The sequence below is a fragment of the Virgisporangium aurantiacum genome (assembly GCF_016863635.1).
GTDB lineage: Bacteria > Actinomycetota > Actinomycetes > Mycobacteriales > Micromonosporaceae > Virgisporangium > Virgisporangium aurantiacum.
The window spans coordinates 40,224-58,824 of the sequence record NZ_BOPG01000056.1; the positions used below are offsets into that span (position 1 = coordinate 40,224).

The window sequence follows — 18,601 nt, forward strand, 5'->3', positions numbered from 1 at the left end:
GCCTTCCCTCGTCGCTCCGGTCGCTGCGCTCCCTGCACTCCTCAGTGCAGGCGACGCCGGCCCCAGGGCCGCCCCGCTCACTACAAGCCCTCGTCGACCGCGGCCGCCATCGCCGCGCGCAGTGTGGGGTGGGCCGCGGCGAGAACGCCCGCCCGCTCGGGGGTGAGGTCGGTGAGCAGCGTCAGCACCGCGGCGCGGGCGTTCCAGCCGCACTTCTCGAGCGCCGCCCGGGCCGCGTCGGGCGAGACACCGGTGATCGCGACGACCTGGCCGGCGCTGCGCTCGCGCAGCTTCGCGTTGGCGGGCACCACGTCGATCATCAGGTTGTCGTGGACGCGGCCGAGCCGCACCATCGCGGCGGTGGTGAGCGCGTCGAGCGCGAGCTTGGTGGCGGTGCCGGCGGTCAGCCGGGTGGACCCGTGCAGCGCCTCCGCGCCCATCGGCACCTCGACCGCGACGTCGGCCAGGTCGGCCAGCGGCGAACCGGCCGACGTGGTGACGCTGACGACCGCCATCCCGGACTGCGTCGCCCGCCGGGCCGCCGCCACCGTGTACGGGGTGCGCCCGCTCGCCGCGACGGCGATCAGCACGTCGCCCGCGCCGACGCCGGTGGCGAGCAGGTCGCGCTGGCCGGCGCCGGTGTCGTCTTCGTCCCAGTCGGTGCCGGCGAGGCCGCTGCGCCCGGCACCGGCGGTGACGCCCACGACCGTCCCCTCGGCCAGCCCGAACGTGCCCGGCAGCTCGGCGGCCTCGAGCACCGCCAGCCGACCCGACGTGCCGGCGCCGAGCAGCACCAGCCGCCCGCCGGCAGCCATCCGCCCGGCGATGAGGTCGGCCGCCTTGGCGATCGCGGGCACGGCCGCGCGCAACGCCGGAAGCACCCGTTCCTCGGCCGCGAGCAGTCGCTCGACCACACCGGCGGCGGGCAGCAGATCCAACGCGGCCTCGTCGGCCTCTATCATGCCGGGTCCCCACTCCGTGGTGCCCCGGCATGACCGGGCGGACTCTGACTGCTGATGCCCTCGCTTCGCTCGGCCATGGCCGCTCCTGTCATCGTGTTCTGGTGACCTTCGACAGGCCGCGCGGCCGGTCGGGATCGGTGCCGCGGTCGACCGCGAGCCGCCACGCCAGCTGCTGCAGCGGAAGGATCTCGAGCACCGGGTTGAGTTCCTCGGGGATGCCGGCCGTGACCACGGGCAGGTCGCCGTCGCCGACGACCAGGACGTCGACCCCCGACTCGCGCAACCGCGCGACCACCGGGCGGGACGCCTCTCCACCGTGCCCCGGCGTGACCACCGCGATCAGCGGGACGTCGGGACCGAGCATGGCGACCGGCCCGTGCAACAGGTCGGCGGTGGAGTACGCGTGGGCGGAGAGGTAGCTGGTCTCCATGAGCTTCAGCGCGCCCTCGCACGCGGCCGGGTACGAGTAGCCCCGACCGGTGGTGACCAGCCGGCTCGCGAACCGGTACCGGGCCGCCGCCGCGTGCACGGCCTCGGATCCGGCCAACGTCTTCTCCGCGGCCTCGGGCAGGCTCTGCGCCGCGCCGGCGTCGCCACCGAGGAGGAGGTACAGCCCGAGCAGTTCGGCGGTATAGGTCTTGGTGGCCGCCACCGCGAGCTCGGGACCGGCCTGCAGGTCGATCGCGAACTCGGCGGCCTTCGCCAACTCGGAGTCGCCGTTGTTGGTGACGGTGACCGTGGTGGCGCCGCACTCGCGGGCCATCACCATCGACTCGACGAGGTCGGGCGAGCCGCCGGACTGGCTGACCGCCACGTACAGCACGTCGGTGAGGTCGGGCCGCACCCCGTAGACGGTCATCGTGGACGGCGAGACCTGCCCGACGGGCACCCCACGGGTGATCTCGATGAGGTACTTGGCGTACAGGGCGGCATGGTCGCTGGTGCCGCGCGCGGCGAGCAGGACGAACCGCGGCGCGCGACGTACCAGCGCGGCCGCGACCTCGCTGATCTCCGGCGCGCGCGCGAGCAGGCTGGCCAGAACGGCGGGTTGTTCGGCGATCTCGGCGGCCATCAGACCACCAGGAGTATCGGTCACGCCCAACATCCTACCCCAGGGTGGTCCATACCAGTCTAGTCCTGGCGCGACACATCGCGCCCGATGAGCAACTCGGCCGCGACCCGCAGGTTGGGCCGCGCCGCGCCGCCGACCAGCACGTACGGGCCGGCACCGAGGTCGGCCGGGCGGGGCAGCCCGAGGTCGACCAGCACCGCGTCGGGAACCGCCGCGCGCACGTGGCCGAGCACCTCCCGCTGCCACGGATGCCGCACCACGTCGCGCCCGACCACGACCACCGGATGACCGCCGGCCTTACCCAGCGCGTCGTCGAGCCCGGCGTCGGGAACCGACGTGACCCGCACCGTGACCACCGGCGCGGCACCGAGTTCGGCGAGCGGGCCGGCGAGGTCCCACCGGGCCCGACCCACGGCGAGGTTGGTCTCGCCGCGCAGTTCCACCAGCACCGGAGCGTTCTCCAGCGGCACCAGGTCACGCGTCAACGCCGCCCGCCGGGTGGCCGAGTACGCGGCACCGCCGTCGCCGTCGGTGCCTTCCGACGGCGCAGAGGCGACCCACGCGTGCAGGGCGTCGACCCGCGCCGCGGCCTCCTCCAGGCGCGCCGGCGGCAGGTCACCGGCCTCGACCGCGGCCACGATCGCCGCGAGCGCCCGCCGGTACGTGGTCTCGCCGTCGCGGGCACCGAGGCAGAGCAGGTCGGCACCGGCGGCGATCGCCAGCGGGGCCGCGTTCGCCGCGCCGTACGTGGCCGCGATCGCCTCCATCTCCAGCGCGTCGGTGATCACCGCGCCGTCGAAGCCCAGCTCGTCACGCAACAGGCCGACCAGGATGCGCCGGCTCAGCGTCGCCGGCCGGCCGGGATCGAGGGCCGGGAACCGGATGTGCGCGGTCATCACCGTGCGCGTGCCGGCCGCGATCGCCGCGGCGAACGGCGGTAGATGGACCCGTCGCCACTCCTCCTCGTCGAGGGCGACGACGGGCAGTTCGAGGTGGGAGTCGACGCTCGTGTCGCCGTGTCCCGGGAAGTGCTTCACGCACGCGGCCACACCCTGCGCCTGCATGCCCTCGACGTACGCCACCGTATGGCGGCTCACCCGCTCCGGGTCGGCGCCGAACGCGCGCACTCCGATCACCGGGTTCGCCGGGTTCGAATTCACGTCGGCGTCGGGTGCAAGGTTCAAAAGAATATTGGACGCGCGCAGCCTCCCACCGATCGCCGCGGCGACCGCGCGGGTGGCGACCACGTCGTCGGCGGCGCCCAGCACGAAGTTGCCCGGCGTGGGGCTGCCGGTGGTGTAGTGCAGGCGGGTGACGTCACCGCCCTCCTCGTCGACGGCCAGCAGCGCGTCACCGTGCCCGAGCAACTCGCCGGCGATGCGCGCCGCATCGTCGTCCGATCGAAGGTTGTCGCCGTAGAGGACGACCCCGCCGAGCCCGCCCGCGGCCTCGCGCACCCACGGCGGAGGACTCTGACCGTCGAACCCGACCAGCAGCGTGCGCGCCGCGAGCCTCTCGACGCTCACTTGGTACCTCCGGGGGCCGCCGATGCGATGTCGAGGGACGCGCGCAACTGGTATCGGTCGGCGCGGTAGGTGGACACCGCGTACTCGACCGCGACCGAACCCGCCCAGCAGTGCCGCTGGAGCAGGAGCACCGCGCTGCCGGGCGCGAGCCCCAGCAGGCCCGCGTCGTTGCTGTCGGCGATGCCCGCCTCGATGACCTGCTCGCCACGGTCGAGCACCAGCCCGTAGGACGCGAGCAGGTCGTAGAGGGACCGCTCGACCAGCGACTCGGTGAGCAGGTCGGGCGCGAGGTGCGCCGGGATGTGCGAGCGTTCGAGCGCCATCGGCACGCCGTCGGCGGTGCGCAGCCGCTCGATGACGTACACCGGCGACCCGGCCTCGACGGACAGTTCCCGGCCCAGCGCCACGGTCGCCTCGATCTCGTGCCGGCCAAGGTCGCGCGAGCCGGGCGTGAGGCCGCGGGCGCGCATGTCCTCGGTGAACGACGTCAGCCGCAACGGCATGTCGATCTTCGGACGGGCGACGAACGTCCCCTTGCCCTGGACCCGGTACAACCGGCCCTCCGACACCAGGTGCTCGACCGCCTGGCGGGCCGTCATGCGCGACAGGCCGTACCGGGCGGCGAGTTCGCGCTCGGACGGCACCGGCGCGTCGACCGTCAGTTCGTTCTCGATGAGGTCGAGCAGGATCTCCCGAAGCTGGAAGTACTTCGGGACCGGACTGCGCGCGTCGATGGTGGTCAGGGCCTGCTCCTTGCCTACTTCTGGGCTAGCGCCTGTGGGGTTCGTCCAGCGTCCCACAGGTGACCTCAAAAATGTGGATCTTGGACTCCGGCGCCACCGTGGCTCGTGGCCGTTCGGGTGGCACCGGAACCCAAGTCCTGACGGATCCTGGTAGGCCCGCCTAGTTCCCGATACCTCCCCTGACGGCGCCGATCAACTCGCCGTTCGTGGTGTCACCCGACAGCTCCCAGAAGAAGGCGCCGCCGAGACCCTGCTGGTTGGCGTATGTCATCTTGCCGCCGATCGTGGCCGGGGTGTCGTACCCCCACCACTCGTTGCCGCACTTGGCGTACGCGGTGCCGCCGATCGTGCCCGTGGACGGACAGCGACCCTTCAACACCTTGTAGTCGTCGTTGCCCGCCTCGTAGGTGCCGGGCGCCGGACCGGTGGCCGAACCACCCGGGCCGGCCTGGGTGACCCCGGTCCAGCCGCGGCCGTAGAAGCCCACGCCGAACAGGATCTTGTTGGCCGGCACGCCCTTGCTCTTCAACTTCTGGATCGCCGCGTCGGCGTTGAAGTTCTGCGTCGGGATGCCGGCGTAGTTGAACAGCGGCGAGTGCGGGGCGGTGGGGCCCTGCGGGTTGAACGACCCGAAGTAGTCGTACGTCATCGGCATGATCCAGTTCAGGTTGGGCATGGCGCCCGCGTAGTCGGTGGCGTCGATCTTGCCACCGGCCGTGCCGTCGGCCGTGATGGCCGCCGTCACCAGGTTGTTCTGCCCGAACCGGGCCCGCAGCGCCGCGACCACGTTCTTGAACGCGTTCGGGCCGCTGCTGTCGCACGAGAGGCCACAGGCGTTCGGGTACTCCCAGTCGATGTCGATGCCGTCGAACACGTCGGCCCACCGCGGGTCTTCGACCAGGTTGTAGCAGGAATCCGCGAACGCCTGCGGGTTCTGCGCGGCCTGGGTGAAGCCGCTCGACAGCGTCCAGCCGCCGAACGACCACAGGATCTTCAGGTGCGGGTACAGCTTCTTCAGCTTGCGCAACTGGTTGAAGCTGCCGCGCAGCGGCTGGTCCCAGGTGTCGGCCACACCGTCGACGCTGTCGGCCGCCGTGTACGACTTCTCGTAGTCGGCGAAACTGTCGTAGACGCTGCACCGCCCGTTCGCCGGGTTACCGAACGCGTACAGGATGTGGGTCATCTTCGCGGCCGAGCCGCTGGTGGCGATGTTCTTCACGTGGTAGTTGCGCTGGTAGACGCCCCACTCGACGAAGTAGCCGACGACCTTCTTGGCGCCCGGGTCGACCGGCGGCTGCGACGTGGACTGCGACGGGCTCGGGTTGCCCGGCGACGAGGACGACGTACCCGGCGGGCTGGAGGGCGGCTGGCTCGGCCCGCCGTTGCACCCGCCGCCGTTGATCGTGCAGGCCGACGGCGCCTTGAACGCGCCGGTGCCGATGTAGCCCCAGACCGCCGACGAGCCGGGTGCGAGGGCGCCGGCCCAGCTCTTCTTGGTGGCCCGGTAGCTGTTGGCACCGAGGGACGTGATGTCGGCGTCCCACGAACTGGAGATCGAGGTGCCGGCGGGAAGGGTGAAGTCGATGGACCAGGTGGCCACGCTGGCGTCGGTGCCGTTGGTGACCGTCACCTTGCCCTCGTGCCCGCTGCCCCAGTCGGAGGCGGCGGTGAACGAGGCAGTGAGACTGCCGGCGCCGAGCGCGCTGATCGCCGGCGCCGTACCGAGGAGAGCGACGACCGCGGCGCCACCGATGAGGAGGCGCCGGACCGGTCTTGTGAAGCGGGGTCTGTTCATGGGGGTCCTCAAGGCTCGGGGGATCCTGCGTGTGTGCGGACGGGCGGGTCCGCACACACGATCCACGCTAATGGATCGGCATGGCCCTGGTCTAGACCGGACTATACGGCTTCGCGAAGGCTTTACCTTGACCCGCTTTGCCGCAGGGACGGGCACCGCTCTGCGAGACTCGGATGCGTGACGGAAGCTGTGGCACCCCGACGCCGATCCACGAAGCGATGGCTTCTCGTGGTGGCGCTCGGACTGCTCGGCCTGCTCGCGATCCTGGTCGGGGTCGCCCTCCTCGCCGACGACGACACCCCGCCGTGCGGCTGCTCCCCGGTACGGGCGCCGAGCGCCTCGTCCTCGGCCGCGTGACGGCCGCTTCAGGATTTCCTAAGCCGCATTTAAGTGATCGCCGGGCGATCCACACGTACGGTGATCACGTGCCACGGCGGCGAACGGGGGGCCGCGGCTCGGCGATGCGGGCGGTCGTCGAGGCGGCCACCGCCCGCGTCACACCATCCCGGACCCGCCGCCGCTGACCCCTCCTCAGCGGCGGCTCCGGCAATCGGGCAAAGCCTTCAAGATCATGTCACGTTGTGACGTCCCAACGAGTCGATCTTGCAGTTGTGGTGGGCCGCAAACAGTGGCAAATACGGGCGAACAAGGCACCACAACTGCAAGATCGACACCGGAGGACAGCTCTCGGTTCTCGATCTTGCAGTTGTGCTCGCCCATTCGGGAAGATTTGCCCCACTCTGAACCGAACACAACTGCAAGATCAACAACGTTGGGTCCCCTGTGGACCTACCACCTGAATGGGTGCGTTGCGACGTCCCATGATCACGCGCCCCGAAGTTCTGCCGCCAGGCGACTCATCGACCGGATCTTGGACTGCACGAGGTGCCATGACCCCCACCGGAGTCCAAGATCCGCAAACCGGGCCGACGCCGGCTCAGTTGATCTCTGGACTGGGCACTCAGGCACGTTTCCCCGCGTTGCTCAGGTGCCTCAGCGCCCGGTCAGAAGATCAACACCCGATGACCCGGTGACCGCGGCAACACCGAAGGCTATCGCTGGCCGCCGCCGTCGCCGTCGAGGAGGCCGGCGCGCCGCAGGGCGTCGGCCATCGCGTCGTTGGCGATGGTGCCCGGGCGGCTGCCCCGGTTGTCCCGGCCACCGTCGCGGCCGCGGGAGTCGCGACCTCGGCCCCCGTCACGGCCGGCGCTGTCACGGCCCGCACCGTCGCGGCCGGCACCGCCCCGGGCACCGTCACGGCCACCGGGTCCGCCCCGGGCGGCGTCGCGACCGGATCCGCCCCGGGCTCCGTCACGTCCGGCACCGCCGGCGCCGTCGCGACCGGAGCCGGCGCGAGCACCGTCGCGCCCGCCACGGCCGGCCTGGCCGTCCCGGGGACGGGGGCCACCCGGGCCGCGCTCGCGTGCGCCGGCATCACCCCGGGCACCCGCGCCGGCGCCCTCGCGCCGCCCGCCGCCCGAGCCGTCCGCACCGGCGCCGCCCGCGCCACCGGCGCTGCTCGAGCCACCGGCACCACCCACGGCAGCACCGGAACCGGCACCACCAGCAGCACCACCCGCACCGCCAGCGCCCGAACCGGCACCATCGGCACCGCTGGCGCCCGAACCGACACCACCAGCCGCAGCACCGCCAGCCGCAGCATCACCCGTTCCGGCGCCGCGGCGACCGGCTCCACCGGCACCCGCGCCACCGGCACGCCCGCCCGCACCGCCGGGGCCACCGGCACCCGCACCGCCGGCACGCCCACCTGCACCGCCACCCGGGCCGCCGGCACCCGCACCGCCGGCACGGCCGCCAGGGCCACCGGCACGCCCGCCGCCAGGGCCACCGCCGCCAGGGCCACCCGCGCCGGGGCCACCACCAGGGCCACCGCTACCAGGGCCGCCCGGGCCGCGACCGCCCGGTCCCCGCCCCCGGGGCGCGCCCGGTCCACCGTCACGAGCGCCGCCCGGTCCGCGTTGGCCGCGGGCGCGCTGGCCCGGAGCGCCGGCGGCGGCCGTCTCGGCCTCGTCCTCGACGCGCAGGGTCAGGGAGATGCGCTTGCGGGCCGCGTCGACCTCGAGCACCTTCACGCGCACGATGTCGCCGGGCTTCACCACGTCGCGGGGGTCGCGGACGAACGTGCGGGACATCGCCGACACGTGCACCAGGCCGTCCTGGTGGACGCCGACGTCGACGAAGGCGCCGAACGCCGCCACGTTCGTGACGACGCCTTCGAGCAGCATGCCGGGCGTCAGGTCGTCCAATTTCTCGACGCCCTCGGCGAACACCGCGGTCTTGAACGCGGGCCGGGGGTCGCGGCCGGGCTTCTCCAGCTCTTTCAAAATATCGGTGACCGTCGGCAGGCCGAAGGAGTCGTCGACGAAGTCCGTGGGCGCGATGGCGCGCAGCACCGTGGTGTTGCCGATCAACCCGCGCAGGTCGGTCGAGGTCGCGGACAGGATGCGGCGCACTACTGGGTACGACTCGGGGTGGACGGCCGACGCGTCGAGCGGGTCCTCGGCGTCGGCGATGCGGAGGAAGCCGGCGCACTGCTCGAACGCCTTCGGACCCAGCCGCGCCACCTCCTTCAGCGCCGACCGGGACCGGAACGGGCCGTTCTGGTCGCGGTGCGCCACGATGCTCTGCGCCAGCGTGCCGCCGATGCCCGACACCCGCGTGAGCAGCGGCGCCGAGGCGGTGTTCACGTCCACGCCGACGCCGTTCACGCAGTCTTCGACCACCGCGTCGAGCGAGCGCGACAGCTTCGCCTCGGCGAGGTCGTGCTGGTACTGGCCGACGCCGATCGACTTCGGATCGATCTTCACCAGCTCGGCCAGCGGGTCCTGCAACCGGCGGGCGATCGACACGGCACCGCGCAGCGACACGTCCATCCCCGGCAGTTCCTGCGACGCGTACGCCGACGCCGAGTACACCGACGCGCCGGCCTCGGACACGACGACCTTGGTCATGTTCTGGTCGGGCAGCAGCTTCACCAGCTCGCCGGCGAGCTTGTCGGTCTCCCGGGACGCCGTGCCGTTGCCGATCGCGATCAGGTCGACGTTGAACGCGACCGCCAACCGCGCCAGCTTCTCCAGCGATTCGTCCCACCGGCGGGCCGGCGGGTGCGGGTAGATCGTGTCGGTGGCCACCACCTTGCCGGTGCCGTCGACCACGGCGACCTTCACGCCGGTGCGCAGCCCCGGGTCGAGGCCCATCGTGGGACGCGTGCCGGCCGGCGCCGCCAGCAGCAGGTCACGGAGGTTGGTGGCGAAGACGCGCACCGCCTCGTCCTCGGCCTGCTGGAACAGCCGCGACCGCAGGTCGATGCCCAGGTGCACCAGGATCCGCGTCCGCCACGCCCAGCGGACCGTGTCGAGCAGCCACTTGTCGCCGGGCCGACCCTGCTCGGAGACGCCGAAGTAGTGCGCGATGCGCCGCTCGAACCAGTTCGGCCCGGCCGCCATCGCCGCCACCGGGTCGTCGACGATCTCCGGCTCCATGATGAGGTCGAGGATCTCCTCCTTCTCACCCCGGAACGCGGCGAGGATCCGGTGCGAGGGCAACCGGGTGAACGGCTCGGCGTAGTCGAAGTAGTCGGAGAACTTCGCGCCCGCCTCCTCCTTGCCGTCGCGGACGCGGGAGGTGAGCCGGCCGCGCTCCCACATCTGCTCGCGCAGCTCGCCGATGAGGTCGGCCTCCTCGGCGAACCGCTCGACGAGGATGAACCGGGCACCCTCCAGCGCGGCGGCCGGGTCGGCGACGCCCTTCTCCTTCGAGACGTACTCGGCCGCGGCCACGGGCGGGTCCAGCGACGGGTCCGCGAGCAGCGCGTCGGCCAGCGGCTCCAGCCCGGCCTCGCGGGCGATCATCGCCCGGGTGCGACGCTTCGGCTTGTACGGCAGGTAGATGTCCTCCAGCCGGGCCTTCGAGTCGGCCGCGAGGATCTGCGCCGCCAGCGCCTCGTCGAGCTTGCCCTGGCTCCGGATGGACTCCAGGATCGCCGCCCGCCGCTCGTCGAGCTCGCGCAGGTACCGCAACCGCTCCTCGAGCGTGCGCAGCTGCGCGTCGTCGAGGCTCCCGGTCACCTCCTTGCGGTACCGCGCGATGAACGGGACCGTGGACCCCTCGTCGAGGAGACCGACCGCCGCCCGCACCTGGTTCTCGCGGACACCGATTTCCTCAGCGATCCGTTGCTCGATCGAAAGCACGCCTGTCACGATGAGACATTCTGCCCGGTGAAGGTGGCCGACCGAAACGCAGTCCCCGCTACTTCACCGCACCGGCGGTGAGACCTGCCTGGATCTGACGCTGGAAGAACGCGTACACGATGATCATCGGCAGGATCGACAGGGTGAGCGCCGCGAACAGGGCGGCCCAGTCGGCCTCGTAGCCGGCGGCCACCGAGATGCGGGCGATGCCCTGGGTCAGCAGGTACTTGCTGTCGCCGCCGTCGCCCTGCATCAGCGTCACCGGGAGGATGTACTGGTTCCACTGCCCGATGATGTTGAAGATCGTGATGCTGACCAGGCCGGGCTTGGCCATCGGCAGCATCACGCTGAAGAACGTGCGGGTGTGCGAGGCGCCGTCGATCATCGCCGCCTCGGCCACCGACGTCGGCAGCGTCTTGAAGAACGCCGTCAGGAAGAACACGGTGAACGGCAGCGAGTACGCGATGTAGACCATGATCAGGCCGCCGTACGTGTTCAGCCCCAGGAACGGGATCGACTGGCCGATGTTGCGCACGATGAGGAACAGCGGCACGAGCGCGAGGAACACCGGGAACGCGAGGCCGGACACGAACATGTAGTAGATGAACCGGTTGCCGAAGAACCGGTAGCGGGCCAGCACGTAGGCGGCCATCGAGCCGAACAGCATCGTGCCGGCGGTGCTCAGCGACACCACGAGCACGCTGTTGAGGAAGTACCGCCCGATGTTCGCGTCGGTCCAGGCGCGCCTGAACGCGTCGAAGCCGAACGACTCGGGCAGCGCGAACGGGCTGCCGATGAAGATCTCGGTGTTCGACTTGAACGCCGCGAGCACCGTCCACAGCAGCGGGGCGATCACCACGAGCGCCCACACCGCCAACGAGATGTGCGCGAGCGTCGAGAAGAACCCGACCTCTTCCCGGACGGTCTTCGGCTTCTTCCCGGCGCGCCGGGTGTGGTGCGGCACGGGGGTGCCGGCGGGTCGCTTTTCCAGCCCTGTCGACATCTCGATCCGTCCCGTCACATCTCGATCGTTTCGCGGCGGGTCACCCGCAGGGTGAGCGCCGCGAACGTCAACGTCAGGAAGAACAGCGCCACACCCATCGCGGAGGCGTAGCCCATCTGGTACTCCCGGAACGCACTCTTGTAGATCTCCATGCCGAGCACCGTGGTGGCGTTGTCCGGCCCGCCCTCGTCGACCGAGAGCACCTGCACGATCGCGAACGCGTCGAACGCCGCGATGCCGAGGTAGACCCAGGCCACCTGGAGGGTGTCCCAGAGCAGGGGCAGCGTCACCCGGAAGAAGAGGCTGAACCGGCTGGCGCCGTCGATCATCGCGGCCTCGACGATCTCGCGGGGCACCGACGCCATGCCGGCGGAGAACAGCACCACGTAGAACCCGATCGCCTGCCACACGAGCACCGCGATCATCGCCCACAGCGCGATGTTCTTGTCGGCCATGAACAGCACGGGGTCGATGCCGACCGAGCCGAGCATCCCGTTGAGCAGGCCGCTGTCGTCGGGCGCGTAGACCCGGTTGAAGATGACGCCGACGATGACGACCGCGAGGAGCTGGGGGAAGAAGAACACCAGCCGGTAGAACTTCGACCCCCAGATCCCCCGCAGCTCGCCACCTCGGCTACCGCCCCCCACGTTCAACATGAACGCGAAGAACAGCGCGATGATGATCGTGACCAGCGGCATGACAAGCAGGATGATCCCGTGGTGCCGCACGGCGGCCCAGAACGTGTCGTCCTTGAGCAGTCGTTCGAAGTTCTCCAATCCGACGAACTTCGCGTTGGCACTCACTCCACGCCAGTTCGTCATCGCCAGTTGGAACGCCTGGATGTACGGGGCGACGACGTAGGTGACGTAGAGGGTTACCGGGACGATCAGGAACCCGATGATGAATGGGTACTTGCCGCGCCGCATAAGGTCACTCCAGATTCAGCGCTTGAACTTCTGGATGGATGAGTCGTTCTTGACCTCGTCGGCGACCTTCTGCATCCGGTCACAGAACTTGTCAGCGGTGCCACCGTTGAACATCAGTTCGTTGGTGGCCGCGCGGCACTCGTCGTCGAGCTTCTTGTACCACGAGTCCCAGCGGAACGAGAAGACGTTCTCGCCGGCCGCCTTCGTCATCTCGTCGGCGCTGGCGAAGCCGGGCGAGATGTTCAGGCCGTCGGCCGCGCCCTTGACCACGGTGGCCACCTTGGTCAGCTCGGTGAAGCCGCGCGCGCCCGCCTTCGAGAGCATGTGCCGCAGGTACTCCTTGCCACCGTTGACGTTCTTGCCCTTGGCCGAGGCGAAGTACATCTCGCCGGCCGCGGCGTAGATCGCGGTGCTCGGCAGCTTGTCCGAGGTGGTGACGCTCGGCAGCGGCGTGACCGCGTACTTGAACGTCGGCGGAGTGTTCTTGGCCTGCTCGTTCTCCAGCCACGACCCGCTCGGGTAGAACGCGATCTGGCTCTGGTTCTGCTGCAGCTGGACCTCGGTGTGGCGCTGGCCGAGGTTGGCCTTGTTCATGTACTTGGCGCCGATGGCGGCCCACGCCTCCGCGGCCTTCTTCACCGCGTCGTTCTTCCACGCGTTGGGCTCGAGGTTGTCGATGTTCTTCAGGACGTCGGCCCCGCCGATCTTGGCGGCGCTGGTGAGGATCACCAGGTACTGGTAGTACGCGGCGTTGGCACCGGCGTACGCGTACGGGGTCATACCCGCGCCCTTGATCTTGTCGAGCAGCGCGGTGAAGTCGGCCCACGTCTTCGGCGGGGTCCAGCTGTTCTTCTTGAACAGCTCGCTGTCGTACCAGAGGCCGAACGTGGTGTAGGCGTACTGCACCACGTACGGCTTGCCGTTGAACGTGCCCTGCTCGATCGTCCCGGGCAGCAGGGTGTCCTTGACCTTCTGGCCGGAGACGTCGAGCGACGGCGCGTCGAACAGGTCGGTCAGGTCGGCGGCCTGGCCCTCGGCCACCAGCGCGCCCATGTCCATCAGCTTGGAGCCGGCGTTGTTGACCACGTCCGGCGGGTTGCCACCGGCGAACCGCGGCTGCACGACGGTGGAGATCTCCTCCGCCTGCGAGAACTTCACGTTCGCCTTGGGGAAGGACTTCTTGTACGACGGGATGTGCACGTCGGTGGCGTACTTGGTGCCCAGGCCACCGTTGAAGATGACGACCTCCAGCTCGGCGTCCTCCTTGACGCCCAACGGGTTCGTGTCGCTCTTCGAGCCCTCGGCCTGATCGGGCTTGTCGTCGTCACCGCTGCCGAGGCAGCCGCTCAGCAGGCTGACGCCGGGAACGGCGAGCAGGCCGGCGGCCGCGGTCCGGCCAAGCAACCTCCGCCGGTCGAGACTGGTGCCGGTTTCGGGGATTTCGGACATGGTGGGTTCTCCTCGATTCGTGATGCTCGCACCGATCGGGACTGGGTAGGGATATTCGAAAGGTGGGTTCCAAAAGAGAGTCAGAGACGGGAATCCCGCGACTCTCGAGCCGTCTTGTGCCCGGCGACCGCCTGTGCGGTGCGCTGGAAGGCGGCGTGTGCGCGGTCGTGCGTCCGTTGTGCGACCGCGATGTACAGCAGATCCAGCACCACGAGTTGCGGGTGCCTGGCCGAAAGCGCGTCCGGGCGGAAGGTGGTGGCCTGCGACGCGGTGAGCAGGATGATGTCGGCGACCTCCGCCAGCGGCGCGCGGGGGAAGCTGGTGAGGGCGATGGTGGTGGCGCCGTGGCTACCGGCCTCGGCGAGCATCTCGATGGTCTCCCGGGTCTGGCCGCTGTGCGAGACGCCGAGGGCCACGTCGCCGGCCTTCAGCAGCGCGGCGCTGGCGAGGCCGTTGTGGACGTCGGTCCACGCCCACGCCGCGACGCCGATGCGGTGCAGCGAGAACTGCATCTCGCCACCGACGAGCGCGCTGCCGCTCGCGCCGTAGATGTCCACCCGGGACGCCCTGGCGATCGCGGCGGCCGCCTTCTCGACCTCGGCGAGGTCGAGCAGTGCGGCGGTGTCGTTCATGGCCTGCGTATCGGCGGCCATGATCTGGCCGAGCACCCGCGAGAGCGGGTCGGTCGGCTGGATCTCCCGGCCGATGTCGACGGTCCAGCCGGCCCGGCGGGTCATCCGCCCGGTCTCGGCCGCGATGCCGAGCCGCAGGTCGGCGTAGCCCTCGAAGTCCATCGCCCGGCAGAACCGGGTGATCGTGGCCGGCGAGGTGCCGCTGCGCTCGGCGAGCTCCACGATCGTCGCGCGGGCGGCTCCGGCGGGGTCGCTGAGAATGTTTTCCGCGACCCGCTGCAGCGCACCCGTGAACTCCGGTAATTTCGACCGGACCCGGGCCAGCACGCTGTCCCTGGCCCCGAAGGAGCCGTCAGCGGTCGACCCGTCGACCACTGCCGTTCCGGCGGTGGTGACCTGGTCTGCCTCTGGCTCGATCATTGGCCCCTCTTCACGCTGCGTTCATTTCGGTGTGTTGGTAAAATTTCTTACTGAGAGCCCTCTCGTGTCAAGAACCCGGGCGAAGTTTTCACAACCGTTACCGTCGGGGCCGCCGCGAGGGGGTCTACTAAGGGGCATGCAGGGACGTAGGCAGCCGGCCGGACTGCTGCTCGCCGCGGGCGGCGGCACCCGCTACGGAATGCCGAAAGCCCTGGTCAGCGACGGTGGCGAGTTGTGGATCAACCGCGCGCTCGGCACGCTGCGCGACGGCGGGTGCGCTCCGCTCGTCGTCGTGATCGGAGCCGCGGCGGCCGAGGTCCGCGCGAAGGCCGACCTCGGCGGCGCGATCATCGTGGAGAACACCGGCTGGGCCGACGGCATGGGTTCGTCGCTGCGCGCCGGGCTCGCCGCGCTCGGCCCGACCGCCGCGGCCGCCGCCGTGGTCATGCTCGTCGATACGCCGGGCATCACAGCGGACGCGGTGCGCACCGTCGCCACGCACACCGCGCCCGGCGCGCTGGCCCTCGCCACGTACCGGGACGAGGACGGCCACCCGGTGCTCCTCGGCCGCGACCACTGGCCCGGCGTCGTCGAGCTCGCCACCGGCGACACCGGCGCCCGCGCCTACCTCCGCAACAATCCGGACACGGTGATCCGCGTACCCTGCGACCGGATTTCCGACGGAACCGACGTCGATTCCCCTGCCACGTAAGCGATCCGGTGGACAGCCGCGAGGTGCGCGGCCCGGTTACCCTCGCGAACGTGTCCAGATCACAGCTGTTGCGTCCCGCCGCCGTCGGGTTGGCCATCGCCTGGGCCGCCGGGCTGACGGCGGTCGTCGCGGCGCGCAACGGCGCCCCGCTCGACGCCGACATCGCGGTGCGCGATCTGGTCGCGGCGCAGGACCGCGGCGACGGCGTGCGGGTGGCCCTCGCGCTCACCCAGCTCGGCGCGGGGCCGGTGTTGTACCCGGTGCTCCTGGTGCTCTGCGTGGTGACGGCGGTCCGCCGGTCAGCGCGCGAGATCCTGCCCGTGCTGGCGCTCGCCGCCGGGCAGGTGCTGGAACTGGTGCTGTTCGCCACGCTGCGCCGCCCCGGGCCGGAGTACATCCTCGAGGTCACGTTCTCGTCCGGGCGGTCGGCCGCGGCCGTGCTCGGCTGGGGTCTCGTGGTGCGGCAGGGGTACCGCCTGCTGTCTCGGTCACCGAAACCGGGCGTGATCTGGGCGACCGCGCTGGCCGTGGGAGCGGTGGTCGCGGGAACCCGCGTGTACCTCGGCATGCACTGGCTCTCCGACGCGGTGGCCGGCCTGATCGCCGGTTCGGTGCTGCTCGCCACCGCGCTGGCCGCACTGTCCTCTGTGGACCGGCTGCCGGCGCCGACCTGGCGCATGCCGGCCTGGCTCAAGGCGTCGCCGTGGGCGTGGACGATCCCGGCCGCCGCGGCGGCGCTGCCGATCGGGCTGCTGCTCGCGTCGCCGCCCGATCAGCGGCTCAAGGATTTCCTGGTGTACCACGGCGCGGGCGCCGAGGCCGGCAACGGCATGAACCTGTACGACTTCCGCACCGTGTTCGACATGCCGTTCACGTACCCGCCGTTCGCGGCGCTCGTGATGGAACCGTTGTCGCGCATGCCGTTGGGGCTCGCCCAGGCACTCTGGACGCTCGCCACGCTGGCCGCCGTCGTCGCGCTGGCACCGGTCGCCCTGCGTCCCGTGGTCGACCGCATCGGCATGCCGTTGACGGTCACCGCGATCCTGCTGACCTCACCGGTGCGCAGTCACCTGCGGTTCGGCCAGGTCGGCGTGTTCCTGGTGCTGCTGGTCGCGCTCGACCTGGTGCAGCGCAAGGGTTTCAAGGGCTGGGGACTCGGCCTCGCGATCGCCGTCAAGCTGACGCCGGCGGTGTACCTGCCGTGGCTGTTCGTCAGCCGCAAGGGGAAGCGGCTCGGCGGCACGCTCGCCTGGGTCGTGGGGTCCACCGTGCTCGGGCTCGTGCTGCTGTGGCCGAGCGCGGGCGACTACATGTTCCGGGCGTCGCGCGACACCACCCGGTTCGGCGCCAACGACATTCCCGGCAACCAGTCGGTGCGCGGCATGCTGCTGCGGGCGTTGGATCCGCACACCGCCGAGACGGCGTGGCTGGTGCTGGCGGTCCTCCTGGTGGCGGTCGGCACGTACCAGGCGTGGCGGTGCGAGCGGGCCGGCAACCGGCTGGCGGCCGTTGGCGTGCTCGCCGCGCTGTCGGTGGCCGTCTCGCCGATCTCGTGGGTGCACCACCTCGTGTGGCTGGTGCTGCCGATCTCGGCGCTCGCCGCCGCGCACCGGTGGAAGCTGGTCGCCGCGTGGTTCGCGGTGCTCGTGGTGAGCTTCCCCAGCCTCGGACACGGCCTGGGCTGGGGACTGCTCACGAACGTCCAGGGGCTCACCGCCGTGGCGGCGGTGTTCCTGCTGCCCTACCTCACCCGTGCAGACGGTCGATATGACGCATCTTGTTCACCGCGTCCAGAGCCGCGACCTTGTACGACTCGGCCAGCGTCGGATAGTTGAACACCGCGTCGACGAGGTAGTCGACGCTGCCGCCGCAGCCCATCACCGCCTGCCCGATGTGGACGAGCTCGGTGGCGCCGGTACCGAACACGTGCACGCCCAGCAGGCTGCGGTCGCCCGGCGCGACGAGGAGCTTCAGCATGCCGTGTGCGTCACCGGTGATCTGGCCGCGGGCCAGCTCGCGGTACCGCGAGATGCCCACCTCGAACGGCACCTGCTGCTCGGTCAGCTCGTCTTCGGTCTTACCGACGAAGCTGATCTCCGGAATCGTGTAGATCCCGATCGGCTGCAGTTCCATCAGCGCGTGCACGGGCTCGTCGCACGCGTGGTAGGCGGCCATCCGGCCCTGCTCCATCGACGTCGAGGCGAGCGCCGGGAAGCCGATCACGTCGCCGACCGCGTAGATGTGCGGCACGTCGGTGCGGTAGTGCTCGTCGACCTTGATCCGGCCGCGGTTGTCGCCGGCGAGACCGGCCGCGTCGAGGTTCAGCTCCGACGCGACACCCTGCCGCCCGGCCGAGTACATGACCGTGTCGGCGGCGATCCGCTTGCCGCTGACCAGCGTGGCGATCGCGCCGCCCTGGTGCTGCTCGACGGTGGCCACCTCCTCGCCGAACCGGAACGTGACGCTCAGGTCGCGCAGGTGGTACTTGAGCGCCTCGATGATCTCCAGGTCGACGAACTCCAGCATGCGGGTGCGCCGCTCGACCACGGTGACCTTGGTGCCGAGCGCGGCGAACATCGACGCGTACTCGATGCCGATGACCCCGGCGCCCACCACGACCATCGACCGCGGGATCCGCTCCAGGTTGAGCACGCCGTCGGAGTCGATGACGTTCCTGTCGTCGAACGCGACGCTGTCGGGCCGGGCCGGCCGGGTACCGGCCGCGATAATGATTTTTTCCGCGGTGTACTTGGCCTCGTGGTGGGTGCCGTCGTCGACGGTCACCGCGTGCGGATCGGTGAACCGGGCGGTGCCGTTGATCACGGTGACCCGGTTGCGGGCGAGCTGGCTACGGATGACGTCGATCTGCCGGCTGATGACGTGCTGGGTCCGCGACGACAGGTCGTCCATCGTGACGTCGTCCTTGAGGCGGTAACTCTGGCCGTACATGTCGCGCTGGCTGAGACCGGAGAGGTAGAGCACCGCCTCGCGCAGCGTCTTCGACGGGATGGTGCCGGTGTTGATGCACACGCCGCCGATCATGGCGCGCCGGTCGACCACACCGACCCGGCGGCCGAGCTTGGTCGCGGCGATGGCCGCCTTCTGCCCGCTCGGTCCGGAACCGATCACGAGGATGTCGAAGTCATACAC

General features: G+C 70.7%; 13 protein-coding genes and 1 pseudogene. 3 read left to right on the forward strand and 11 right to left on the reverse strand.

Annotation, left to right across the window (positions count from 1 at the left end):
* Positions 1-80: 80 nt before the first annotated feature.
* From Vau01_RS39910 to Vau01_RS39930, 5 genes are all read right to left on the reverse strand, one after another.
* The gene (locus Vau01_RS39910; RefSeq protein ID WP_204004849.1) at positions 81-962 is read right to left on the reverse strand and encodes an N-acetylmuramic acid 6-phosphate etherase; all 882 of its coding nucleotides are present in this window, start codon (positions 960-962) and stop codon (positions 81-83) included.
* A gap of 88 nt (positions 963-1,050) precedes the next feature.
* Positions 1,051-2,034, reverse strand: a complete 984-nt coding sequence (locus Vau01_RS39915) for an SIS domain-containing protein (RefSeq protein ID WP_204005059.1) — start codon at positions 2,032-2,034, stop codon at positions 1,051-1,053.
* 59 nt (positions 2,035-2,093) lie between these two features.
* Positions 2,094-3,560, reverse strand: a complete 1,467-nt coding sequence (locus Vau01_RS39920; protein ID WP_239152229.1) for a glycoside hydrolase family 3 protein — start codon at positions 3,558-3,560, stop codon at positions 2,094-2,096.
* On the reverse strand, positions 3,557-4,360 hold the full coding sequence (locus tag Vau01_RS39925; RefSeq protein ID WP_239152230.1) for a GntR family transcriptional regulator: 804 nt from the start codon (positions 4,358-4,360) through the stop codon (positions 3,557-3,559). The genes Vau01_RS39920 and Vau01_RS39925 overlap by 4 nt, the downstream gene beginning before the upstream one ends.
* A 103-nt stretch (positions 4,361-4,463) precedes the next feature.
* A complete protein-coding gene (locus Vau01_RS39930; protein ID WP_204004851.1) occupies positions 4,464-6,098 on the reverse strand; it encodes a glycosyl hydrolase family 18 protein in 1,635 nt (544 codons plus the stop codon).
* Positions 6,099-6,275: 177 nt separating this feature from the next.
* On the opposite strand from Vau01_RS39930, the gene Vau01_RS39935 reads away from it, so the two are divergent.
* Complete coding sequence (locus Vau01_RS39935) at positions 6,276-6,455, forward strand: hypothetical protein (protein WP_204004854.1); 180 nt, start codon at positions 6,276-6,278, stop codon at positions 6,453-6,455.
* A gap of 1,454 nt (positions 6,456-7,909) precedes the next feature.
* Here the strand turns inward: Vau01_RS39935 and Vau01_RS39940 are convergent.
* The 5 genes and pseudogenes from Vau01_RS39940 to Vau01_RS39960 all read right to left on the reverse strand — a co-directional run.
* Positions 7,910-10,318: pseudogene (locus Vau01_RS39940) on the reverse strand (Tex family protein); the annotation flags it as partial.
* Positions 10,319-10,367: 49 nt separating this feature from the next.
* Positions 10,368-11,312 (reverse strand): carbohydrate ABC transporter permease, encoded by a 945-nt coding sequence (locus Vau01_RS39945; RefSeq protein ID WP_204005064.1) that lies wholly within the window; start codon positions 11,310-11,312, stop codon positions 10,368-10,370.
* A 14-nt stretch (positions 11,313-11,326) separates the two neighbouring features.
* Entirely contained in the window at positions 11,327-12,238 is a 912-nt protein-coding gene (locus Vau01_RS39950) for a carbohydrate ABC transporter permease (protein ID WP_204004857.1), read from the reverse strand.
* Between the two features lie 15 nt (positions 12,239-12,253).
* On the reverse strand, positions 12,254-13,687 hold the full coding sequence (gene ngcE / locus Vau01_RS39955; RefSeq protein ID WP_204004860.1) for an N-acetylglucosamine/diacetylchitobiose ABC transporter substrate-binding protein: 1,434 nt from the start codon (positions 13,685-13,687) through the stop codon (positions 12,254-12,256).
* Between the two features lie 80 nt (positions 13,688-13,767).
* Positions 13,768-14,739 carry a MurR/RpiR family transcriptional regulator gene (locus Vau01_RS39960; protein WP_204004863.1) on the reverse strand — a complete coding sequence of 324 codons (972 nt, stop codon included), beginning with the start codon at positions 14,737-14,739 and terminating at the stop codon, positions 13,768-13,770.
* 136 nt (positions 14,740-14,875) lie between these two features.
* On the opposite strand from Vau01_RS39960, the gene Vau01_RS39965 reads away from it, so the two are divergent.
* Together Vau01_RS39965 and Vau01_RS39970 are read left to right on the forward strand one after the other, a co-directional pair.
* Positions 14,876-15,451 (forward strand): nucleotidyltransferase family protein, encoded by a 576-nt coding sequence (locus tag Vau01_RS39965; protein ID WP_204004866.1) that lies wholly within the window; start codon positions 14,876-14,878, stop codon positions 15,449-15,451.
* Positions 15,452-15,501: 50 nt separating this feature from the next.
* Positions 15,502-17,286 (forward strand): glycosyltransferase 87 family protein, encoded by a 1,785-nt coding sequence (locus Vau01_RS39970; protein WP_204004869.1) that lies wholly within the window; start codon positions 15,502-15,504, stop codon positions 17,284-17,286.
* Here Vau01_RS39970 and sthA read toward each other — a convergent pair.
* On the reverse strand, positions 17,198-18,601 hold the full coding sequence (sthA, locus tag Vau01_RS39975; protein WP_204004872.1) for a Si-specific NAD(P)(+) transhydrogenase: 1,404 nt from the start codon (positions 18,599-18,601) through the stop codon (positions 17,198-17,200). The two genes, Vau01_RS39970 and sthA, sit on opposite strands and share 89 nt — an antisense overlap.